The organism is Paenibacillus sp. 01T442 (genome assembly GCF_056398345.1).
The window spans coordinates 1-23,816 of the sequence record NZ_JBFTPF010000023.1 but is presented as its reverse complement, the minus strand read 5'-3'; the positions used below and the strand labels follow the sequence as shown (position 1 = coordinate 23,816).

The 23,816-nt window shown below is 44.7% G+C and carries 21 protein-coding genes and 1 other annotated feature; of the genes, 6 read left to right on the top strand and 15 right to left on the bottom strand.

Features of this window, described 5'->3' with window-relative positions; translation table 11 throughout:
• Positions 1-53 precede the first annotated feature (53 nt).
• Complete coding sequence (locus AC1DLM_RS18550; protein WP_477570793.1) at positions 54-2,414, bottom strand: endonuclease MutS2; 2,361 nt, start codon at positions 2,412-2,414, stop codon at positions 54-56.
• A 240-nt stretch (positions 2,415-2,654) separates the two neighbouring features.
• On the opposite strand from AC1DLM_RS18550, the gene AC1DLM_RS18545 reads away from it, so the two are divergent.
• Together AC1DLM_RS18545 and AC1DLM_RS18540 are read left to right on the top strand one after the other, a co-directional pair.
• On the top strand, positions 2,655-3,023 hold the full coding sequence (locus AC1DLM_RS18545; RefSeq protein WP_057315456.1) for a phage holin family protein: 369 nt from the start codon (positions 2,655-2,657) through the stop codon (positions 3,021-3,023).
• Positions 3,024-3,197: 174 nt separating this feature from the next.
• Positions 3,198-3,620, top strand: coding sequence for a cupredoxin domain-containing protein (locus AC1DLM_RS18540; RefSeq protein WP_441992253.1), 423 nt, complete (start codon positions 3,198-3,200; stop codon positions 3,618-3,620).
• Between the two features lie 60 nt (positions 3,621-3,680).
• On the opposite strand, the gene AC1DLM_RS18535 is transcribed toward AC1DLM_RS18540, so the two are convergent.
• The 5 genes from AC1DLM_RS18535 to pheS form a co-directional block, all read right to left on the bottom strand.
• A complete protein-coding gene (locus AC1DLM_RS18535) occupies positions 3,681-4,295 on the bottom strand; it encodes a transposase (protein WP_477570792.1) in 615 nt (204 codons plus the stop codon).
• Positions 4,296-5,286: 991 nt separating this feature from the next.
• Positions 5,287-5,841 (bottom strand): CvpA family protein, encoded by a 555-nt coding sequence (locus tag AC1DLM_RS18530; RefSeq protein WP_441992096.1) that lies wholly within the window; start codon positions 5,839-5,841, stop codon positions 5,287-5,289.
• Positions 5,842-5,847: 6 nt separating this feature from the next.
• Positions 5,848-7,959 (bottom strand): cell division protein ZapA, encoded by a 2,112-nt coding sequence (gene zapA, locus AC1DLM_RS18525; RefSeq protein WP_477570791.1) that lies wholly within the window; start codon positions 7,957-7,959, stop codon positions 5,848-5,850.
• A gap of 94 nt (positions 7,960-8,053) precedes the next feature.
• Positions 8,054-10,546: a phenylalanine--tRNA ligase subunit beta gene (gene pheT / locus AC1DLM_RS18520; protein ID WP_477570790.1), complete on the bottom strand. Its 2,493-nt coding sequence runs from the start codon at positions 10,544-10,546 to the stop codon at positions 8,054-8,056.
• 26 nt (positions 10,547-10,572) lie between these two features.
• Positions 10,573-11,607, bottom strand: coding sequence for a phenylalanine--tRNA ligase subunit alpha (pheS, locus tag AC1DLM_RS18515; RefSeq protein ID WP_441992093.1), 1,035 nt, complete (start codon positions 11,605-11,607; stop codon positions 10,573-10,575).
• A gap of 70 nt (positions 11,608-11,677) precedes the next feature.
• Positions 11,678-11,932, bottom strand: a binding site (T-box leader).
• Positions 11,933-12,138: 206 nt separating this feature from the next.
• Here pheS and AC1DLM_RS18510 point away from each other — a divergent pair.
• Together AC1DLM_RS18510 and AC1DLM_RS18505 are read left to right on the top strand one after the other, a co-directional pair.
• On the top strand, positions 12,139-12,567 hold the full coding sequence (locus AC1DLM_RS18510; protein WP_477570789.1) for a MarR family winged helix-turn-helix transcriptional regulator: 429 nt from the start codon (positions 12,139-12,141) through the stop codon (positions 12,565-12,567).
• Positions 12,568-12,694: 127 nt separating this feature from the next.
• Positions 12,695-14,242, top strand: coding sequence for an MDR family MFS transporter (locus AC1DLM_RS18505; protein WP_441992098.1), 1,548 nt, complete (start codon positions 12,695-12,697; stop codon positions 14,240-14,242).
• A gap of 44 nt (positions 14,243-14,286) precedes the next feature.
• On the opposite strand, the gene lepB is transcribed toward AC1DLM_RS18505, so the two are convergent.
• Positions 14,287-14,817 carry a signal peptidase I gene (lepB, locus tag AC1DLM_RS18500; protein ID WP_477570788.1) on the bottom strand — a complete coding sequence of 177 codons (531 nt, stop codon included), beginning with the start codon at positions 14,815-14,817 and terminating at the stop codon, positions 14,287-14,289.
• Between the two features lie 138 nt (positions 14,818-14,955).
• Between lepB and AC1DLM_RS18495 the strand changes: the two genes are divergently transcribed.
• Together AC1DLM_RS18495 and glsA are read left to right on the top strand one after the other, a co-directional pair.
• On the top strand, positions 14,956-15,876 hold the full coding sequence (locus tag AC1DLM_RS18495; protein WP_477570787.1) for an aldo/keto reductase: 921 nt from the start codon (positions 14,956-14,958) through the stop codon (positions 15,874-15,876).
• Between the two features lie 24 nt (positions 15,877-15,900).
• Positions 15,901-16,854 (top strand): glutaminase A, encoded by a 954-nt coding sequence (gene glsA / locus AC1DLM_RS18490; protein ID WP_477570786.1) that lies wholly within the window; start codon positions 15,901-15,903, stop codon positions 16,852-16,854.
• 81 nt (positions 16,855-16,935) lie between these two features.
• Here the strand turns inward: glsA and AC1DLM_RS18485 are convergent, their stop codons facing one another.
• From AC1DLM_RS18485 to AC1DLM_RS18450, 8 genes are all read right to left on the bottom strand, one after another.
• Positions 16,936-17,121, bottom strand: coding sequence for a hypothetical protein (locus AC1DLM_RS18485; RefSeq protein ID WP_441992088.1), 186 nt, complete (start codon positions 17,119-17,121; stop codon positions 16,936-16,938).
• A gap of 38 nt (positions 17,122-17,159) precedes the next feature.
• A complete protein-coding gene (locus tag AC1DLM_RS18480; RefSeq protein WP_477570785.1) occupies positions 17,160-18,812 on the bottom strand; it encodes a copper resistance CopC/CopD family protein in 1,653 nt (550 codons plus the stop codon).
• A gap of 10 nt (positions 18,813-18,822) precedes the next feature.
• Positions 18,823-19,227 (bottom strand): DUF2203 family protein, encoded by a 405-nt coding sequence (locus tag AC1DLM_RS18475; RefSeq protein WP_477570784.1) that lies wholly within the window; start codon positions 19,225-19,227, stop codon positions 18,823-18,825.
• Between the two features lie 55 nt (positions 19,228-19,282).
• A complete protein-coding gene (gene nikR / locus AC1DLM_RS18470; RefSeq protein WP_477570783.1) occupies positions 19,283-19,771 on the bottom strand; it encodes a nickel-responsive transcriptional regulator NikR in 489 nt (162 codons plus the stop codon).
• 151 nt (positions 19,772-19,922) lie between these two features.
• Complete coding sequence (locus AC1DLM_RS18465; RefSeq protein ID WP_441992084.1) at positions 19,923-21,686, bottom strand: GGDEF domain-containing response regulator; 1,764 nt, start codon at positions 21,684-21,686, stop codon at positions 19,923-19,925.
• A 59-nt stretch (positions 21,687-21,745) separates the two neighbouring features.
• On the bottom strand, positions 21,746-22,120 hold the full coding sequence (locus AC1DLM_RS18460; protein WP_171630088.1) for a response regulator: 375 nt from the start codon (positions 22,118-22,120) through the stop codon (positions 21,746-21,748).
• Between the two features lie 96 nt (positions 22,121-22,216).
• Positions 22,217-22,594, bottom strand: coding sequence for a gamma-glutamylcyclotransferase family protein (locus tag AC1DLM_RS18455; protein WP_477570782.1), 378 nt, complete (start codon positions 22,592-22,594; stop codon positions 22,217-22,219).
• 103 nt (positions 22,595-22,697) lie between these two features.
• On the bottom strand, positions 22,698-22,985 hold the full coding sequence (locus AC1DLM_RS18450; RefSeq protein WP_028556449.1) for a CD3324 family protein: 288 nt from the start codon (positions 22,983-22,985) through the stop codon (positions 22,698-22,700).
• Positions 22,986-23,816: the final 831 nt, after the last annotated feature.

Below are 23,816 nucleotides of genomic sequence, written 5' to 3'. Positions count from 1 at the left end.
TTTCATACGCATTACCGAAGAATGAGTTTCAAAAAGGATCAAAAATTTATAAGTTATTTCAATTCGACAACTGTAACCCCGGCTCCGCCTTCATTGTAATTACCCATCCGATAGCTTTTCACGTGTCTATGTCGACGCAAATATTCTTGCATCCCCGTTCTAAGCACACCTGTGCCTTTACCATGAATCAAATACACTTGGCCAAAATTACTCAAGAAGGATTCATCTAAGAAGCGGTCTGCCTCAATCAAAGCTTCTTCCATATTCATGCCGCGCATATCCAATTCCATTTTGACATTATCATCGCGCGTTCGCTTCAGCGTCGTGGCCACTTTCTGCGGTTGCTTTGACTGAGGCGCATTGCCAGTTTTCTCAAGGTTGGATAACTGAACTTTCATTTTCATAATACCCATTTGAACATTGGCTTCGGTTGATCCTACAAGCTCAACAACGTGACCTTTCTGTCCTAATGAAATCACCCTGACTTCATCCCCTGCTTCAATTTGCTCAGGACGCTTCTTCAAAGCACGCACTTGCTTGCTGCGCAGTTCTGGTGTCGCTTGATCCAGACGTCGCTTCGCCTCAACTAGCTTGTGATCCTTGACCCCTCCGGCTTCTTCCAATGCCATGCGACGCAGGTCCGCGATAACCTCGTCAGCTTCGCGGCGAGCTTTGATAACGGCTTCGCGTGCATCGCGCTCCGCTTTTTCGAGCAGCTTATCACGTTGCTCGTCGAATTTAAGCTGCTGCGCCTCCAGCGATTTGCGCATCGCTTCAGCTTCTTTGCGCAGCTCTTCCGCAGCATAACGCTCAGATTCTGCGATCAGGCGATTCTCCTCGAGGGATGCTATCATCGACTCTACGCGCTGATCTTCCTCTCCTACCTGCGTGCGCGCATGTTCAATAATGCGACGAGACAATCCAAGTCGCTCAGCAATAGCAAACGCATTACTTCGACCAGGAACACCGACTAACAGGCGATATGTGGGGCTAAGCGTTTGAATATCAAACTCCATGCTAGCGTTAATCGTGCCTTGCTTTTGATAAGCATACGCCTTCAATTCGGAATAATGCGTAGTTGCAATAATGCGGCAGCCAATTTGATGAATGTAGTCCAAAATTGAAATCGCAAGTGCGGATCCTTCAGCAGGATCGGTACCTGCGCCTAGCTCATCCAGTAATACTAAGCTTTTCGGTGTCATATCGCGTAAAATGCTTATGATATTCGTCATATGACTGGAAAACGTACTTAAGTTTTGCTCAATACTTTGTTCATCGCCAATATCCGCATAAATGGCATCGAATACGCAGAGCTGTGTCCCTTCTTCAGCGGGTACAAACAGTCCAGACATCGCCATCAGACTCAGAAGGCCAACAGTTTTAAGAGACACCGTCTTACCGCCTGTATTCGGGCCTGTGACGATAATTTGTGAGTAATCGTTGCCCAACTCCAGATCGAGTGGCACAACGGCATCCGCCGCGATCAGCGGGTGTCTTCCTCTTTTAATCTTAATAAAGCCTCTATCATTCAACCTTGGCATTGTCGCCTTTAATTCTCTAGCTAAACCTGCTTTGGCAAAAGTAAAATCAAGCTCTGCCAATTGATCCACATCCAAAACAAGTACTTCCACTTGTTCAGCAACTAGCTCAGTCAACGCCCGCAGAATTTTCTCGATCTCAGCTTCTTCTTTAAATTTGAGTTCACGAATTTTATTATTTAATTGCACAATAGCATCTGGTTCGATATAGAGAGTCGCACCAGAAGCCGATTGATCATGAATCATGCCGCCAAAGCTGGAACGATACTCTGATTTCACAGGAATAACGAATCGGTCATTCCGAATCGTAATGAGCACATCCTGCAGCATCTTTTGGACAGAAGAGTTGCGAATCATTTGTTCCAATCTTTCGCGAACTCTACCTTCACCTGTGCGAAGCTCACTTCGAACTCGCCCTAGTTCAGGGCTAGCTCCATCCACAACTACTGCATTCTCATCGATGCAGCTATTGATTTTATCTTCTAGTTGTTTGTTTTCAGTCAACAACTCCACTTGTGCCTTTAACATAGGGATGGCATATTCCTCATGGGCAGCAAGTACAAATCGCTTCAATCTTCGCGATCCAAACATCGTGGTTGAAATCTCCAGCAACTCTGTTGGATTTAACATGCCACCAATTCTAGCTCTATGCAGAGGCGCACGAATATCTCGGATGCCTCCGAAAGGTGCATTACCTTTTAACCTCTCTACATTTACCGCTTCATCAGTAGCTTGTAGGCGAAGCTTAACGAGTTCGAAATCCCCTTTAGGCTCCAGCTTCTCTGCTGTCTCTTTACCTAAAGATGTCGAAGCATGATGAGCTACTTTATGTAAAATCTTCTGATATTCTAATGTTTTTATTATTTTCGGATTCAATGTTCCAACCTCTTTTCTCTAACCTATATTATAAACCAAATAGATCCTGATTAGCTACGGAGACAATGATTATATGGAAGTTACTGCCCCCATAATTATTACAAAGTTGGTTACACTAAGTTGTGCATCTATTCCTCTGCCAAAAGGAACTGCAAATCATCACAATCAAAGCATTCAGCTCAAAAAATCGTTTTTTTGTCAATGGTTCCATACCATGACAGAAAGAAGGAGGTTCACGACATGCATCTTCTTGGACATCTGGTAAGGTTTATTGTTTCAGCTTTGGTTTTAATGTTTGTAAGCTGGTTAGTCCCTGGATTTAAAGTCGGTGGTTTCTGGAGTGCATTTTTCTTGGCGCTCGTTATCGCAATCGCGGCTTGGATCATTGAAGGAATCTTCGGCAAACAAATCACTCCATTTGGCAGAGGTCTCGTAGGTTTCATTGTGAGCGCATTAGTCATTTGGGCCGCTCAATTTATTGTGACCAATGTGTCTACGAGCATGATAGGTGCCATTTTAGCTGCTTTAGTCATTGGGATCATCGACCTATTCATTCCTGTAAAAACCCCTTTCGAACAAGGGCTCACAGGCAGAGAAGATCGTCGATAAACTTGTCAGTTTCCATAACTGATAGCTAAGGTAAAGCCAAAAAAAAGATCGGCCTGCAGCGTTCTCACTCGCCGGGCCGATCTTTTCTTTGTGGTTTCACCAGTTTGTCACTGTAATTTGGAAATAGGTCGTGTACAATAATGAGGATATTATTATGTATACGGAGGGGTACCCATGAAAAAACTTACAATTCTTATGATGGGACTAGCAGTACTTATTGCCATCACAGCATGTGGAAACAAAGACTCCAAAACAACACCAACTACTACAACGTCAGCTGCAACTACGGCAGCCACAGCTTCACCAACCGCTACTACGAAAGCTGCAGCAGGTGGACAAGAAGTTGTATTAAAAGCTACAAATTTTCAATTTGATAAAACCGAATATCGCATCAAAAAAGGCGAGTCTGTCACAATCACACTCGACAATTCCCAAGGTATTCACGGAGCATCCATTAAAGAGTTTAACATCAACCTCAACAATGGAAATAAAACCGTTACCTTTACACCAGATAAAACAGGATCATTTCCTATCACTTGCTCCATCATGTGCGGATCTGGCCATGCGAATATGAAAACAACGCTTATCGTTGAATAATTACTAGTTCTTACTCAAATAACCTTTTCACGACTTCTGTGATCAGGTTTTTCTTTATTTTCAGACGACTTGAAAATATCGTAAAAAATGCGGATACAAAAACACAGATATACACGCATGCATCCACTTTTTAAACATATCTTCTTCGGCATATTTAACGTTTCTAGAAGTCCTAAACAGGAAGCTTGCTAAAATACTCGTATTCTTCTTAACTCTAATGCTTTTCTCTTCACTCTTTGGTTGCTCAAAATTGTCTGCTATAGACTCTGCAGTAAGCTTTTCTGTCTTAGGCTTCCCCATACGGGCATATTGCTTGTGTAAGGCTAATTGAATTTTTTCAAGTATCAACTTAGCAGTCCGATAGTTCACACTAAGCAAATTTGCAAAAGCTGGGATAGAATAGGTCAATTCATCTTGAATCAATTTTCGAATGGCTTTGAACCAGAGTAATAAAGGTAACTTCGATTTATGCATGACAGTACCAGCAGTAATAGATATTTGAGTCCGKCACTCCTTACATTCAAGTAAACTACGTGTTTTCACTTTATAAAATGAATTATGATCACATCTCGGACAAGAGAACCCATTCGCCCAGCGACTTCTCATTAAGAACTGCTCACACTCTTCCTCTGATTGGAAAGCATTACTCATTGAACCTAAAAGATGCATTTCCATATCAGATCCTCCCCATTATTAGAACTTGTGTTCCTATATGTATTATATCGAACATTTGTTTCCATGTAAAGAAAAAAATGTTTATTTTGGCGAGAGTACTCTGGATTATTATCTTTTCTGAGATACCTACAATTGATTGCAATTGTCTACTTGTTTAAGCTAATTATGTTACAACACTCGCGGCGCATCGTATGGGGAGGAGATCTGTAAACAGCTTCGAATGGAAGTGGAACMTTACTTTAAGGACGAAGTGGACTCGACTTAGATTTCATTGTGTACTGATTTTTGTAGGAATGGAATTCTTTCAGGGCAGAGTAAGTGACGTGGGTTCGAATTAGATCGCCTAATTTCTTAACCGTTTTGTTAATAAATCGAATTATTTTAGGTGAAGTAGTGATGCGGGTTCGAGTTGGACTGACTCATTGTTTACCTGATTTGTGTGGGAGTGGAATTCTTTGACGATGGAGTAGTGGTGCGGGCTCGATTTCGATTGACTAATTGTTTACCTGATTTATGTGGGAATAGAATTCTTATAGGGCGGAGTAGCAATGCACCTCGATTTCGATTGACTCATTGTATTCATAAATTGGATCCGAAATATTGTACAGAAGGTTCCTAAAAGTCATTTCTGAGATTGTGAAAGTGTTAACTATTTGGGGGAATCGGCTAATTTTGAAATTGTAGATACTTCAGAAAAAATATTTTGCGATGTAGTTGCCCCACGGCAGGCCTACCCATGCTACTTGAACCTCAACCTCAACCTCTACTCTACACCTCCCCCTCTTCTCTCTTCTCTCTTCTCTCTTCTCTCTTCTCTCTTCTCTCTTCTCTTACCTCTCATCCTCATCCCTTATCCCTTATCCCTTATCCCTTATCCCTTATCCCTTATCCCTTATCCCTTATCCCTTATCCCTTATCCCCTTTGCATTATAGGTTGTCTCCCCGTATAACAAATAAAAACTACCGCATTTTTTTCAAAAGGCAGTAGTTTCTATAGGGAAATTCCTTGTTTCCACAGGTCATGGAGTTTACCCGCAACCTGCGGCAGCTCGTTAATCAAATAAGGAGCTATAGATGAGCTTGCTAGCAGCTTCTGGGAGCCGTCTGATGGAATGATGGTCATGACATTTACAGCAATTACAATGATGAGCAGCGCTTCTGCTAACCCCAGTAATGCGCCGCTCCAACGGTTAATGGCACTTAGTCCTGGCGTTTTGGCAAGAAGATTCAAGGCTCTGCCGATAACCATAAGTGCAAGTTTGACACCAAAAAACAGGAGAGCAAAGGCAATGGCATTTAGAATATAAGTATCTAAATTGAGTCCTTTTACGATGAATTCATATTTTTGATAATTTTGATAAGTTGGTAATGAGATCGCGCTCTTGAGTAACGGAGCAAGATCCTTGTAAAAATAAAAGGCAACTAGATAAGCTAGGATCATACCCGAAATAGAAACGATTTGTGAAATAAATCCTCTAAAGTAGCCAATCAACAGTCCTAAGGCAATGACCGACATTAAGACGTAATCCAATAGGTTCACTGTCACTTAGGGCTACCCAATTGGACTATCGGCTTCTACAAGCTCAATCCATTCGTTATATTCGATTTGAAGCTTCGCATATTCTTCACGCAATTTCCGATATTCCTCTTTGACCGCATGAAGTTCTTCTTGTTGAGCTTCGTCGTTCATGCTCAGCTGTAGAAGTTCTTCCTTTTCCTGCTGTGCTTGAGCCCAAATAAGTTCTTTCTCTTCTTCGAACTCTTGTGCGCGTGTTTCTCGTTCCGTCTGCATTTGTGCAAGTAATTGTTCAATTTTCCCTTGATAATGCTGAATGATCGCTGCCTTTTGCTCCTCAAGCTGTTGTTGGAACGATGCTTGTTGTTTGTGATAGTGACCTTCTAGATCACCCTTCGCCTCTTCGAATCGGCGGGCTTTAGCCTCTTCTTCTTCCTGATATAGCAACGCGAGCGAGTCGATATCCTCTTTATGAGCGCTTGCTGCTACTTCTAACTCAGCTTGGTGTTTTTGTTTAATCACATGAATCTCAGCATGGTGGCCTCGCACAATGGCTGCTATTTCGTTATGATTTTTCGTATTGTTCAAGGTTAATTCATCTCGGTGCTGCTTAGAGAGCGATTCCAATTCATTTTGATGTTTCTCTGAAATTGCACTCAGTTCATTTTGGTGTTTATTTGTGAGTGAAGCAATCTCATTTTGATGATTTTCTGTCAATGAAGCAATCTCGAAATGGTGCTCATCCATTTGATTTGCTAATTCACTTTGGAGTTTATCCGTAATTACTTTTAACTCCGATTGGTATTCTTCTGAAATTGTTTCAATTTCATTGAGATGACTATCTGAAATAGCTACTAATTCTGCTTGATGCTCTTCTGTCATGAGTGCGATTGCCTCTTGTTGTTCTTCAGTCAAGATCGCGATGGCAAATTGATGTTCCTCTGCCAAAAGTGCTATTGCAGCTTGATGACCGTCTGTAAGTGTCTCGATAGCGGATTGATGCTCTTGTCTCAAAGACGCTAGTTGAGATTGATGTTCTCGAGCCATGGAAGCTTGTACTTCCTGGTGTTGCACGGTTATAGATTTGATTTGTGCTTGGTACTGCTTATGGATGACATCGATATCAGATCCACTTTGCTTGGATAGTAATGCCAACTCTTCTTGGTGCTGAATTTCTGCGTTTTCTTTATCTTGCAGATGTAACTGGATAAGCGATTGTTTCTCTTCTTCAAGTTGTTGGTGCAAACTTTCATTTTCTTTGCGATGTGCGTCCGCGATGGCATCTAACTCAACTTTATGTTGTTCAGTTAACTTTAGAAGCTGCTGCGATTTATGTTGCTGCGCTTGCTCAAGCTGCTTTTTGCTTTGTAGATGCTGTTGCTTTTCTTGATCAAGCAGCTGCTTGCTTTGTTGATGCTGTTGTTTTTCTTGGTCAAGTTGCTGTTTGACTTGTAAGGCTTGGCGTTTCTCCTGGTCAAGCTGTTGCTTGAGTTGATCTATTTGTTTATTTGCTTGCTCTTGTTGTTGTTTCACTTGATCATTCTGTTGTTTAGCTTGTTCGATCTGTTGCTTGGCTTGTTCGATCTGTTGTTTCGTTTGATCAATTTGTTGTTTGGCTTGAACCTGCTGTTGCTTTGCTTGTTCCAGTTGTTGCTTGGTCTGGTCTAACTGTTGATTACCAAGTTCATATTTCTGTTTCATTTGCAGCATTTGCTGATTCGATTGTTCTTGTTCTTGTCTTACCTTACTAATTTCTTGCTTATATTGTTTTTCTAGTTCTGGGATTTGTTCCAACTTCCCTTTTTGCTCAGCGAGTAAGGCTTGGTTCTTGTCGTCCTCTTGCTTCAATTCATGATACCGTGTTGTTAGCTTCTCGTAGGCGATTTTCGTCGCTTCCTGCTCTTTCTGAACTTTGCTAAGCTCTTCCAAAATTTCATTCATTCGGAAGCACTCATCAGCCATGTTTACTGCGGCTAAAACAGCGATCCGCTGCGAATCCAAACGAGGGTAACCTTTGGCAATACGGAACATTTGGTCATTCACATATTCTGCAACGGCCTTCATATGGTTGGTGCTTGTATCTGCTTTGAGCTTGTATTGGTGTCCATATATATCAACAGTAATTCTTGTTTTATCTTCAGTAGTCAAATTAAAATCCTCCCTTAAGATGAAAGGCTGGTCCTATCGAGAATAATTTCGATAAGACCAGCCTATATTCCTGCAACCTATAAGGAAAGTTACACTATTTTCTTAACTCTGCCTCAAATTGTTGTTCAAGTGTTGTCACAACTTTGGCGTGGAGTTCAGTTACTTCTTCATCAAGCAAAGTTCTGTCAGCATGACGGTACACAAGTGCGATTGCTACGCTTTTACGATTAGCACCTAGGCGCTCTCCCGTATAGATATCAAATACCTGAATGGACTCCAACAACTCCCCTGCAACTTCGGAAATCGCTTGCTCCATAAGTCCAACCGGGACGCTTGTATTCACCACTACTGCAATATCACGTCCGATAGACGGATAACGAGGCAACAACTTATAAACAATCTCCTCGCCAGCAGCTTCCAAGATAGGCGCTAGTTCAACTTCAAGCACATAAGTATCATCCAGATCGCGCTGTTGTTGCGCAGTCGGATGTAGTTGGCCTACACGACCAATTACTTTGGGACCTTCAGCGGAAGCTAGTGAGATTTCTGCAGTACGACCTGGGTGGAAGCCTTCTGGTGCTGCGGACGTATATGTCAGTCCCTTAATTCCAAGGTACCCCACTAAACGATCAAAAATCCCTTTGATGTCGTAGAAATCAACAGCTTCTGCCTTCTGAGCCCAATGAGCTTGGCGACGTTTGCCTGTCAATACGATAGACAGTAACAGCTTTTCTTGCGGTAGAGCCGTAAGCGCTGCTTCGTCCGTAATAAATACTTTGCCAATTTCGAAAATGGCGACATCATCCATCGTACGATTGCGATTATAGCTAACAACATCAAGCAAATGTGGTACTAAGCTTGTGCGCAGTTGACTGCGGTCTTCGCTCATCGGCATCGCGAGTGAAATCGGCTTCGCTGCCCGGTATAGACCAGGAATAGCATCGACTTGTGCTTGAGGATTCACTTCAACACCTGCGCCACCGTGTGATCGCGGGTTGGTGAAGGAATACGTAATCACTTCACTCAATCCGCTTTGCGTCAGAATATTGCGTGTAATCCGGCGGATGGATTGCTCTTTGGATAGTGACCCTGGCGTCGTAACACCGGTCATCAAGGTTGTCGGGATGTTATCGTAGCCGAAGAGACGTGCCACTTCTTCGATCAAATCGACATCACGCGTAATGTCTCCGCGACGGCTCGGCACATGCACGAGCAGCTTGCCTTCGCCAGCTTGCTCGAATGTGAAATGCAAGCGTGAAAGGATTTGCCCCATCTCGGTCAAGGAAAGCGCTGTGCCGAGATAGTTGTTCACGCGGTCAGCTGCTAGCTCGATGCTGACCGACTTGTGCGTTCCGCTAGCGGCTTCTACGATGCCGTCAGCGACTTTACCGCCTGCGTATTGCGCAATCAACGCAGCAGCACGGTTCAATGCCGGAATCACCGATTCCGGGTTCACTTCTTTCTCGAAGCGAAGGCTCGCTTCCGAGCGAAGACCTAGCTGGCGCGATGTGCGGCGCACAGAGCTGCCAGCGAACTTCGCGGATTCAAGCAGGATCCGCGAAGTTCCATCCGTCACTTCGGAGTTGGCTCCGCCCATAACTCCGGCGATCGCCACAGGCTTGGTGCCGTCCGTGACGAGCAGCATGTGCGGTTCTAGGGTACGTTCCACATCGTCAAGTGTAACGAGCTTCTCGCCAGCTTCAGCGAGTCGTACGTCGATGTGTCCGTTGTTTAGTTTCTCCGCGTCGAACGCGTGAAGCGGCTGGCCGTATTCCAACATCACGAAGTTGGTGATGTCGACGATGTTATTGATGGGGCGGATGCCCGCAGCCATCAAGCGATTCTGGATCCACAGCGGTGAAGTGCCCACGCGCACGCCTTCGATCAGGCGAGCCGCGTAGTGCGTGCACTGTTCCGTCGCTGTGATCTTCACGCTGATGCGGTCCGCAGCTTTCACGCCGACAGTTCCTGCCGCTTGAAGCGCAGCTTCCGCATCTGGCAGTTTAACTTCGCGGCCAAGGATCGCCGCGATCTCGTATGCCGCTCCGAGCATGCTCAAGCAATCGGAGCGGTTTGGCGTCAAGTCGAGCTCCATAACTTTATCGCTAATTGCCAATACATCTAGAATCGATTGGCCAATTTCTGTATCTTCAGGCAAGACCAAGATACCTTCTTGAATTTCTTTTGGAAGCAGTTTATCGTTCAATCCTAGTTCTTTCGCGGAGCAGATCATCCCTTGGGATTCTACACCGCGCAGCTTAGCGCGCTTGATTTCCAGTCCACCCGGAAGGACAGCACCGATCATCGCAACAGGAACCTTTTGACCAGCATCAATATTTTTGGCACCACACACGATTTGCAAGTCTTCGCCTTGCCCAGCATCGATCACACAAACGCTCAGTTTGTCAGCATCCGGATGCTTCTCACGGGATTTTACAAATCCAACTACAACATGCGATACACCTTTATTACGATCCTCGACGATATCCACTTCGATACCGCTGCGGGTTAATTTTTCAGCTAATTCTTCGGCAGTGAAGCCAGTAACGTCAACATATTCCGATAACCATTGATAAGAAACTTTCATGCTTTATACCCTCCTTTTCCTAATGCTTACACATGTAAAAATTGCTTTAAGAAGCGCAAATCATTCGTATAGAAATGACGAATATCTTCGATACCATATTTCAACATAGCGATACGCTCAACACCCATACCGAATGCGAAGCCTGTGTATTCCTTCGGATCATAGCCACCCATTTCAAGAACTCGCGGATGAACCATGCCCGCTCCGAGAATTTCCAACCAACCTGTTTGCTTACACGTACGACAGCCTTCACCGCCACACATTGCACAGCTCACATCGACTTCAACACTCGGCTCTGTGAACGGGAAAAAACTTGGACGCATGCGGATTTTGGTCGCTGGGCCATACATTTCTTGTACGAACTGAAGCAATGTCCCTTTGAGATCACTCATCCGCACGTTGCGGTCAATGACCAAACCTTCAATTTGTTGGAACATGTGCGAATGAGTGGCATCGTCGTCATCGCGGCGGTATACTTTGCCTGGGCAGATGATTTTGATCGGCACTTCACCTTTGCGCTTCTCCATCGTTCTTACTTGAACAGGGGATGTTTGCGTACGCATCAAAATTTCTTCCGTAATATAGAACGAATCCTGCATATCACGAGCCGGATGATCCTTTGGCAGATTCAAAGCTTCGAAGTTGTAATAGTCTTGCTCAACCTCTGGACCTTCTGCAACGGTGTAGCCCATCCCGATGAAAATATCTTCAATCTCTTGAATAACTTTGCTTAGCGGATGTACAGCACCTTGCTGGGAAGGACGTCCTGGTAACGTAACGTCGATCATTTCAGAACGAAGTCTGTTTTCAGTTTCTTCCTTCGTGTACGCTGCTTGTTTCTCTTCAATAACAGCCTCGATCGCTGCGCGAACATCATTCGCTACTTGGCCGATGACCGGTCTTTCCTCAGCACTTAACGCGCCCATGCCGCGAAGAACCTCGGTTAACGGTCCTTTTTTGCCCAAATATTTAACTCTTAAATCGTTCAGCTCCTGCTGACTTGCAACAAAGCTTAGCTCCTGCAGCGCTTCCTGCTTCAAAGCCTCTAACCGCTCTTTCATCGAAATCCCTCCTGATTTAGGCCTCTGAATCGCCCTTTATGAAAACACAAAAAAGACTTTCCGCTCCCTCGCAAGGGACGAAAAGCCGTGGTACCACCCTAATTAGATTCGTCTATGTCCAGTTGACAAATAAACGAGTCTCACTTCATTCCAGATAACGGACGATGTGTCCGGTTCCCTCTACTGAGAAGCTACTTAGCGCTTCTGTTCAAAGGACTGCTCGGGAGCGAACTTCCGCAGCCTGATTCTCGGGGCCAGCTCTCAATCATCGGCTTTCCCTCCCTGTCAAGAAGCACTGCATACTCTTCTCCGTCAAAGCATTTCCACGTATATGTACCAGTTATTATATGCAAGATACAAAGGATATGCAAGTACATCACTCCTTGGTTTTCTGAAATTTTCAGAAATGACCTATTGACTTCATTCATCGACAGGTTTATATTTTACTTAAACAGTTTAACTATTACTTGATTTAATTATTATATTGTTTAATTATTAGACAATTCTAACAATTTATTAGGAGGTCTTGACTTGGAAGATRAATTGACGGACTATACCAATCGCTTCCGCACAGCATTTGAGACAGCGCATCGCAGATTAGCTCACGTGGTTATTGCCGAAATAGACTCAGAACTAACACCGCGGCATTTATTTATGTTAGCGATGATCTCAAAGGAACAATCACCGAAACAATCTCAACTTGCTGAGAAATTAGGTGTAAAGCCCAGTGCAATAACTGTCATGATTGATCGGCTTGTCCAAAGTGGGCATGTAATACGTAAGCATCATGAGACTGATCGTCGTATTGTACTCGTTGAAAATACGCCTAAGGGAGATGAGATTCTCGCTGAAGCCACCGAAATTCAGAAGAAAGTAATTGCCCGTGGATTATCGCAGCTTCCGCCTGATGAACTTCATATTTTCGTAAATGCATTCGAAAAATTTACTTCATTTTATTAATTTTCATTTCATCTAAGGAGTGATACAAATGGAATCTATTCAAAAAGCAGCGCCTAAGGATGTCTCCGAAGCTGCTGCGCCTGAGCTCAAAAATAGGGGACTCCTCCTCACTGGCTTGATCATTGCCATGCTCTTCGGAGCCTTGGACGGTACGATTGTAGGAACAGCCATGCCGCGTATCGTCGGTGAATTCGGCGGACTCGGGCTGATGACCTGGTTAACGACAGCTTACATGCTGACTTCCACGGTTATCGTACCCATCGCTGGTAAACTGGCTGATTTAATAGGCCGCCGCGTCATTTATGTAACAGGACTCATCATCTTCATCGTTGCTTCAGCGCTTTGCGGTATGTCGCAGAACATGACTGAACTTATCTTATTCCGCGGTCTGCAAGGTCTTGGCGGTGGTATCATGATGCCAATGGCCATGATTATTATCGGGGATTTATTCACTGGTAAGCAGCGTGCCAAATGGCAAGGTGTTTTCGGAGCGATCTTTGGTTTATCCTCCGTAATCGGGCCGCAAGTCGGTGGCTGGATCGTAGATGCTTGGGACTGGCGTTGGGTGTTCTACATCAACCTGCCTGTTGGTATTCTAGCAGTTATTTTGATCGCAATTGCTTTGCCGAAGCATAAATCAGTAGGAAAAGTTAAGTTCGATGTACCAGGTATCGTCACGATGATTGTCGGTGTAGTGAGTTTACTTCTTGCGCTCACATTTGGCGGTAGTGAGTATGCTTGGGGCTCTTGGCAGATTATTGGTCTGTTCATACTAGCTGTCGTATCATTAGTTTCGTTCGTCTTCATTGAAAGTAAAGCACAGGAGCCAATCCTTCCAGTTCGTTTGTTCAAAAATAGAACCTTCTCCACCATAAATGGCGTAGGCTTCCTGATGGCGGTTGGCATGTTCGGTGCAATTATGTTCGTTCCGCTCTTCATGCAAGGGATTGTCGGTATTAGCGCGTCCGCTTCTGGAACTGTCATGACACCGCTTATGATTACAATGATTGCTGCCAGCGTCGCTTCAGGCCAATTAATTGATAAGATTGGTGTTCGCAGACAAATGCTCATCGGTATGATAGTCATGGCTGTTGGCTTTGTTTTACTTAGCACAATGGGTATTTCTACAACGAAGTTGATAGCTTCTAGCTACATGGTTCTACTCGGTTTAGGAATGGGGCTTGTCATGCCAATTCTGACTCTCGCTTTACAAGAAAGCTTCCCGAAATCGGAGCTTGGTGTTGTAACGTCTTCCAGCCAATTTTTCCGTCAAATTGGTGGTACTTTCGGGATGACGATTCTCGGCGCTATTATGAATCATAAATCAACAGTTTTACTTGAACAAAATCTAGAGCCAGTAGTGAAACAGTTCCCCGCGGAAGTAGGGAGTCCGTTAATTGATATGATCCATAAAAACCCGCAATCGCTTTACTCCTCCCTATTAAGTCCTGAGCAGTTGGCCAAATTGCCAAAAGAATTAGTGGAGAAGTTGCCAATTATTAAAGATGCGCTTATTTCCTCTCTCCATCAAGTGTTTATCTACGGTCTGGTATTCGTGCTACTCGGCGCGGTCCTTACGCTTTTCGTTGGGAACATCAAGCTTTCCGACCGTAAAAAGAAAAAAGAAGATGACGGTGAAGATGAGAACCAGGTTTCTCCTCATCTTGCTCATTGAAAAAAGCTCCCTTCCTCTAAATGAGGTTGGGAGCTTCTTTTCACTTAATCAATTGTCCCGATCTGGCTCAGAGGAAAAATGCGAAATACGGCTTTACCGATAATATCTTTTTCAGCTACAAAAGGTGTTGCCGGCCATAAATGAGAATCATAGMTGTCGTTGCGATTATCCCCTAAGAAGAAGTACTTCCCTTCAGGTACTGTCACTTGATGAAAAGTATATGTCATAGGCGCTTGGATATAGGGCTCGTCTACCTTAGCTCCGTTCCTATATAAAGCCCCATTTTTGACTTCAATCGTATCGCCAGGCAATCCAATCAGACGCTTCACATAACGATCCTCATTCCCCTCGATTGGCGGCCAAAACACAACGATATCGCCGAATTCAAAGTCGGTTAGTGGCTTCATTTTCTCAACAATCAGCTCATCTTGTAATTGAATAGTAGGCAGCATCGAACCAGTTGGAACTGTCATTGCTTGCGCAACATAGGTATTGACGACAAGTGCGATAATGATTGCAAACGCTATAGTAGGCACCCATTCTTTCAATAGGCCTAGCACATATTTTTTGAACAATAGAAACAACATCCTTTCGCCTTAAATTATTCCTATTTACACAGTAACCCATTTATGAAAAGCTTACATTAAGGTGAGATAAAATAAAATGTTGTTGTATAATGAATTTGGATACCCTATATAAGGAGAGTGCTACACATGAAATTTCGTAGACTTGGCAAAACAGATCTGAAAGTTTCCATCGTTGGTGTTGGTACTTGGCAATTCGGCGGTGAGTGGGGATTAACCTATACACAAGCAGAAGCGGACGCGATTTTGGATCAAGCTGCTGAGCTTGGTATCAACTTAATAGATACGGCAGAATGCTATGGAGATCATCTTTCCGAGTCATTCATCGGTAATTATTTATCCCGCCGCGATCGCGATAAGTGGGTTGTAGCGACGAAGTTCGGTCATCATTTCCATGATTTATTCACACGAACTGATGAGTTTAGCGCTGAATCCGTCATCAAGCAGCTTGACTCATCTCTAAAAGCTTTACATACGGACTATATTGATTTATACCAATTCCATTCCGGACCTGATGCTTTATTCGATAATGATGATCTATGGACGACCTTAGATAAACAAGTACAAGCTGGCAAAATCCGTCACCTAGGCACGTCGATCGGCAGCAATGCCAATATCCATCAGACTGCCGCTTCTACAAAGGTGAATTCCAAAGCTATTCAAGTTGTCTACAACCGTCTGGATCGCGCGCCGGAAGATCAGGTTTTCCAATCTTGTATCGATCAAGACCTCGGCGTACTCGCACGTGTTCCGTTGGCCAGTGGCTATCTCAGCGGTAAATATAAGCCAGGTGCTGTATTTAGTAACACGGACGTTCGTCATCGTCACGATGCTGACAGCGTGAGACAGAAGCTAGAGGAAGTTCAGCGCATTCAGCAAAACGAAGTGCCTGAAGGCATGGATATGGCCAAGTGGGCACTGGCTTGGTGCTTGAAGCATGACGCGGTTACATCCGTTATTCCAGGCTGCAAGAACCCAGAGCAAGTCATTGCGAATGCAGCAGCGACAGAGCTGATCAGCGACAATCATCCGCAGGCTTGGAAAGCCTAGAGAAGAGGAAGGACTGACTTCGCCATGCTTCACCAACAGCACGATGAAACCTGGAAGAAGCTTCATAGCCACATCGACGAATGGGTTGCTGTTAGTACAACGCATACGTCAGAAGGTCATGTCGCTTCCTATATCCCCGAGCTAGCTAACGCTTCTGGCGATATTCTCGGTATATGCATCATGGATAGCGAAGGACAAACAATCCTATCCGGTGATTCTGACTTTCGCTTCACCTTGCAAAGTATTTCGAAAGTTTTTTCACTCATTCTTGCACTCTTGGATAATGGCGAAGACGTTGTATTCTCCAAAGTTGGGATGGAGCCGACAGGCGATGACTTCAACTCGATGCTGAAGCTCGAGCTTATCGAGCCGGGCATCCCTTTCAATCCGCTCATTAATGCGGGAGCCATTGCGATCTCTTCTTTAATCGCTGGGAATAGCACGGATGAACAGGTTGATCGGATCTTGCATTTTTTCAGAGATATTGCGGATAACCCTTCGCTCTCCATTAATCAAAATGTATTCAAGTCCGAATCAGATACCGCTCACCGCAATCGGTCTTTAGCTTATTTTCTCAAGGATAACGGTGTATTGGACAAAGAAGTTGATGATATCCTTCGTGTGTACTTCAGTCACTGCTCCATCGAAGTGAACTGCACAGATCTTGCGCGGATGGCGCTCGTACTCGCTCATAACGGCGTGGATCCAATCCGCAAGCAACGTCTCATTCCGCGGCGCTTCGTGCAAATTGCTAAGACCTTCATGTTTACCTGCGGGATGTACAATGCCTCTGGTGAATTCGCCATGAATGTTGGGCTGCCTGCTAAGAGCGGCGTGTCCGGCAGCATCCTGACGATGGTGCCGGGGCAATACGGCATCGGTATCGTTGGACCCGCACTGAACCGTAAAGGCAACAGCACGGCAGGTGTGCATCTGCTTGGCATTCTATCGCAGGAGTTCGACTGGAGCATGTTTTAACGCACCTACTTCCATGCGTACAAAAAGAACCTTCCCTTCTGACTATCTTCAGTCTCAGGGAAGGTTCTTTCTTACCACACCTTATTGCATCGATCTCTTGATCCGTTGAAGGGCTTCTATCAATTCATCCACTTCATGCTCATTCAATCGAATTGTCACATAGTTCGGTGAAATGCCGCCGTCATTGACTTCAATTAGAGCGGAATCATCTTTGTCATCGAGTTTAACGGAAAGATGGTCTTTATCTAGGATTTGAACCCAAGCCATGGTTATCCTCCTCGCATAGTCAATCTACCTTTTCAAACTTAATACACAATGAAGTCTTTGGTATACACGGTCTCATTATCTTCCGTATCCATGACGCGCATTTCTAACTCCCAATTGCCTCTAAATGGCAGGTAAGGCCCTTCCGATTTGTAACTATATTTAGCAAAACCGTAGGACTCCTCTTCCTTATTATCTGTATAGATCGTTAATGGAATAGAAATCGGAGCAATCTCTTTATCATCCTTATTATGCAAAATCAAAAGAACCTGCTTAGGTTGACCTGATTTTTCAGGCAGCCATACTTTCGCAACGAAGTTGTTATTGCCTGGAATTTTAGGCGTAATATCGACCGAAACATGGACCTTTTCTCCCATCTGATGCCACTGAAGCGGCGCATTCGCAGGAATTGGTGCCATATAGGTAAGCAGTCCGACAAGCACAACAATGATGACCATAAGGGATAGATCTAGCTTGACCCAAACGATCGATTGATTGACTTGCTTTTTGCGTAGGAAGAGTCGAATCACGAACCCCAGCACGGCCACAAGCACCACTACGCCTACCTTCACAAGCAGGAGAATTCCCCACGTTGTGTAAGTCAAGTAACGCAGACTCGGTAAGAATAGCAAAACTGACAGGATCCCTGAAACGGTTAAAACAATAATCGAGATCAGTGCAAATTTGGAAAACTTCTGCATGTAACTGCCTAGCCCCGTCTTGTTATGGCGCCATTTCGCATACAGCAAAATTAATCCGCCAACCCAACAAGCTGCGGCTACAAGATGAATAAAATCGAGTCCAATCGTCGCCCACAGAGGTGAGAAGGAGGCTGCGTGGCCGCTGAAGCTTTTGACTGCCAGAAGAGCCAAAGCCCAACTCACATCCAACCATGCCGCCCTGCCCAGTAGTACAAAGCCGATGAATGATAAAACAAGAAGCAGTACCCAAGATATCCCGATATTGGTCGCGCTCAGCAGCTGCCATATTTCATCCACACCACCGCCGCCCAATAGATCCTCAATATGTGTGAAAATGAGCAGTAATAGGGCAACAATATGTCCGCGTTGAAGATTGAGCGACCAACTTGAGACCGATTTCTGAGCTTCCTCACCTTGAGTTCTCACCAATCGTAACCAAAATGCCCAACCCGTCAAGGCCAACAGCATCAGAAACCATAAGCCGCGGGAAGCGTATTGTAGCAGCCCCTTGGTCGTCAGCGGTCCTGCGCTGTGATCGTGTCCTGTATGAGCGGATGGTACATCAAGTAGATCCTCCTGAGGCGGATTCCCGACCGTAATCGGATAACTTCCACCCACAGGATGACCATCCGCTGAAATGACGTGATAACTAATCAAATACACGCCTTCTGCCAACTTCGGCACATCCAGCTTGATACCCATTTGATCCTTATTCATCATCGCTTTGCGATTCGTTACTTCCGCTCCGCTATGATCATAAACCTTAATATAAAAGAGTCCGCTGTCTAATTGTTCATTGAACGTGACGGACACCACAGCTGGCGAGCTTTCAAGCTTTGCTCCCGCTTCTGGTGTCGCTTCAACTAGTGAAGCATGCGCAGAGACGGATTGGGGCGCAAGGACAGCACTCATCAGCATGATCGCTAACACAGCAATCACGCCTAGCGGCAGCCGAAGGAACCAAATTTTACTTCGTTGATGTAATATTCCCATTCGTATCCCTCTAATCCGCTATCGGTCTACGGCCAGCAAAACCATCTTGCTCGCCGTGATAATAACGAATCTTATCCTCTCCTTGCTTCCAACACAGCAACACTTCCTGTCCATTCATGAACGCCGGGAAATCAACAAGTCCCGTATCGATATCCTTCAGCTCAATGCCCGTCTTTTGAAAACTTTGAATAAGTCCACGCGCTTCAAGTTGAAGAAATTCAAGCGCAGCTTCCATAACGAAAAAGGGATCCTTCTCCGTGCTAGGCTTTTCCGCATATTCATTCTTCTTATGTCGCAACTCCATATATTTGTCCTCGAATTCACGCTTCAAGGCTTGCATCTTCTTCAATTCCTGATCAACAAATGGCAATAAATGATTGGCCTCTTCCAAAGAGAACCATCTCTTCTCCGACATAACGCACCTCCATATCCTTTATTTTAGCAAAAAAACAAACGAACTACGAATTCCACTATTCCGTCTCAGCCTTATCGTGAGCGTGATGATGCCCATGATGATGGCTGTGTCCATGTCTTTGACTATGCTCGTCCACATGCGTAACAGACAGCTCAGCGTAGGCAACACCTTTTAACACTTGTATGCGCTGCTGCAGCTCCCGAAGCTTCTGAACTTCACCGCGAACGACGAGTATTTCCAAGCATTGCTGATGGTTTAAATGGATATGCATCGTTGAAATGATGGCATGATGATAGTCATGCTGAAGATCCATTAGGGTGATCGGCAAATCACGGCTATCGTGGTCATATACCATAACAATGGTGCCCGCGACCATTTCTGTTGGCTGCATACTGCTTGAGGTCAAAAGCGCTTTGCGCGCCAGATCACGAATCGCCTCCGAGCGATTATCATACCCTTGTAAGGCAATCAACCGGTCGAATTGCTCGATTAAAGACTGCGGCATCGAAATTCCAAAACGTACGAGATTGTCTTTATCCGACATTCATCTTGCTCCTTCATCTGTATCTTCATCTATCATTCTACTGTATCAGAAAGTGTTGGAGTCGCAAACCTCATTCAAGGGAAATTGAACCCTAGACAACGTTCATGTGACGAAAAAGCAAAAAAAAGGAGAGGACATGTCCCCCTCCTTCCTAGATAAGTTTCATTAACTGTTTGACGCGATTCTCCAGCTCCACGAGTGAGAATGGCTTCGTCATATAATCGTCAGCTCCCATTAGCAGACCTTTCGCCACATCCGCTTCCTTCTTCTTACCAGAAAGCATCAGTACCTTCAGATCCTTGGATCGCACATTCGTATCCGTCTTGAGCTTCTCTAAGATCGTAAACCCGTCAAGTCCTGGCAAGATGCCGTCCAAAATACAAGCATCGAACACTTGAGCACTCAATAGCTGCCATGCCGCTTCACCATCAGACACCTGCGTAATTACAATCGGCAAGTGCTCCAATTGCGAAATCAGAATCGCTCTGAGAATCGGGTCATCATCAACGATCAAGAGCTTTTTCTTCTGCAGCTGGGCATTCGCATGGGCAACCAACTTCGTGAATTGTGCACCCTCATCTTCTAAGTCAGCCAGAACAATGCGATTCTTACCTTGCTGTTTCGCTTGATACATCGCATCATCTGCTTTCGCTACCCACTCCGCAATCGTCATCCCTACCTGCCATTCGGCTACACCAGCTGAGAACGTAATGGAGAACGTTTGACCCTCATTCTGCGCTACGGGCTTCATACGAACTTTATCTAAAATATCCTGCATAATAGACCTAGCTTGATCCACTGTCGTATTCGGAAGTGCGATGACAAACTCTTCACCGCCAAAACGGGCCAATAAATCTGTCGAACGCAGATTGACCTGCAACAGATGTGCCAGACCTTGGAGAACCAGATCCCCTACATGATGTCCATACGTATCATTGACGTTTTTGAAGCTGTCAATATCGATAAACACGAGAGAAATTGGCGCTGGGTAGCGCTCGATGCGCTGCAGCTCTAATCCAATTTGCAGATCAAAATAGCGGCGATTAAACACACCCGTCAGCGGGTCGCGAAAGGCCAGTTGTTCAAAATTCCGGGTCCGCTTAAGGAGTCCATAGATACGCGCTGCCAATTCCTCATATTGGAATGGCTTTGTCACATAATCATCCGCTCCTAAATGGAAACAACGAACTTTATCGCTGATATCATCACGACCGGATAACACGATAAGCGGCAACCATTTCAGCGTAGGATCTTCTTTGAGAAAATCGAACAGCTCATAGCCTGACTGCGGATGCATCATAAGATCTAGCGTAACCAGATCATACGTATGCTCGCGCAGTAACTTTTTCGCTGACTCGACATCAGCAGCTTCATCAACCACACAATCATCAAGTTGCAATCGTCTAGTCAAATAAGAGCGAAGTGCATCGTCATCATCAACGAGTAAAATACGACTTTTGAGCGTTCGAAGCATGGAGCCTGAGGCAGGATCCTTCTCCTCATCCAGCTGAGTTTCCGTTAAGCCGATATCCAGTTCCATTTTCAATTCAAGCAATAACTCATCCGTTCGTTCAATACTCTCATGTACAGGGCTCATCGAAAGAAGCAACTCATTGTCGGGCTTCTCAATAGCTAGGGTCCATTCCCATTTCCGCACCATGTCTTCCGCTAGTTTACCAATTCGCATATAACCAAAGACTGGCGCACTACCTTTGAGTGTATGTGCAATCCGATAGCATTGTTGCAAATCCTCTAGGATCGGCTTCATCTGAACCGCTGTCAGTAAGGACTGCAACTGCTGCAGTTGCTTGTCATATTCACGAATAAACAGCTTTTTTCCTTGTTTGAGGATTCTTGCATCACGATCGGATTCAGAAGCTGAATCCTTGGCTCTCTCTATATTCCTATGGCTCATAGCAGACAATCACCCTTTATAAGCTTAATCTAGCTGATCCCAGCGCATCCATCTCCAACTTAGCGTTGCAATAGCTGTCCGACGGTATCTAATAATTGAAGTGGACTGAAAGGCTTTACAATGTACGTGGTGACACCCGCTGCCTTCGCTTTCTCTTTATCTTTCTCCAGCGCTTTAGCCGTCAGCAGAATCACCGGCAAGTCCTTATTCACATTATCACTTTGTCTCAACCAGGAGCACACCTCTACGCCCGTACGTTCCGGCATCATGTAATCCAGAATAATTAAATCGTAGGCTTCCTTGCTGAGCTGCTCGATCGCTTGTTGACCATCCTCAACCTCTGTGATGAGATATCCCTCATCCGATAACGTCTCCGTCAGCAGAAAGCGAAGTGCCAATTCATCATCGGCTAGCAAAATTTTGTAAGCTGACATATTCTCTCTCCTCGAGTCCATAAATTAGTACTAATTATATCATCATATCTGTGGCCAAGATAGGAAAATGTCGGAAAAACTCGAATAAAGTCACGCCTACTTATTGTGCAGGTAAGATTTCCAAGAGGAGCCGTGAATAGCTGGAAGACCGCGCGGATTAGGATAACAATACACCCAACCTTCCTTCTCCAAAGTGGCATCTTTTACCCAAATTCGCTCGTACTCATTATCAGCATGACCTGGACTGTAGTACGTTTCCAAAATGTCCATAGCGGCCAGTCCCTCTTCGGTCACTTCAAACCATTCTCCTTCAATCCTATGTTCATCGTCTGTAAGTACTAACGCAGGGTAAGGTCCTACATCATATAAACGTCCATAGATCGCGCCAGGTTGCACTTCCAATAAATACGGAGAGACAACATGATGATTGCTTTCCCCCGCTAGTAACGTGCCATATACAAATACAGTTATCATCTCTCTACTCCTCCTATACATTTACATCCACTGTATGAATGATTTCGGCATGGAAACTAAGTTTTCCTACAAAAAAAAAGCAGCATCACGAAGGATGCCGCTGCTATGCCTGATTGGCTGTTAATTCACGTGTTTTGACGATAATTTTGCGGATGCTGTCTTCGGACAAATGAAACACCTTGATCAGCTCCAACACCGTCGAACCCGTTTGATACAATCGGAAAATCTCACGATTTCTCCGCTCAATGATGATGCGAGTGCCGTTATTCTCTCCCCAGCCAGCGCGTTTCTGCTCTTTCTTAGGGATATAGACGATTTCGCCTTGGATATATTCTTGTAATTGTTTTAATAGGTTAGGGGGAAGAACATCTTTCCCGTTCTTATAACTCATGGATGAAAACCTCCTCAAATTGTCGCAAAGCTTAACTTTGACTGATTTGCAGAGAGTATCTTCATCGCCCCTTAACCTCCTACCATTCTCAAAAATGGAATAAAAAAAACACGATCATAATCGTGCCTGTCGGTTGTATATGCAATTATACAATTCAGGTGAACGGTTATTCCACGAATGATATTCAGTTAGGAGACGAGTACCTCTGCGGCGGCCGCAACATTCATCGCTACTGTCATTGTCATTGTGTTCATTAAAAAGCACTCCCTTCACCGTAGTTTATTGTTGTGTTCACTTCGTGTTCACATTTCTCATTATATGTAAAAAGCTTCTCGCTGTCTACTCGTAAGTAAAAGTTATGCGAGGGCCTAGTGGCCCCCGCTTGGAACAGTGACCTCTGCTTACGCAGAGATCACCTCTGTTTGCGTTGTAATCACCTTGATCACTCCTTTCCGAAGGCATTAGCCGGCCGGCTACATACCTATTAACTCATATTGCCGAGCTGGTCTCAAGTGAAAGAATGGTTATAGGGATTCTTTCCTTCTGGGGAGTGAGTGAGGACTTTCGCCGAATTGGCGAATTAGCTGTAAAAACTACATCTAATTCCCTCATTTTTCGGAGAAAAACAGATTTAACTGGAAAACCTACAGCTAAAATTCGAATTTAACCCGCTTTATGATGAAATCGGTTCGGCCCCTTAATTATGGAGTCTATCTGCTGAATACTTGCTTTCTCGCAGTTTCTCATTTTTCGTATTCAACCTTTTTTAAAGGGTAATCTCCACTACCCCTAATTTATTTGCCTTCCAGGCCTCATGATATCGGCTTGGAC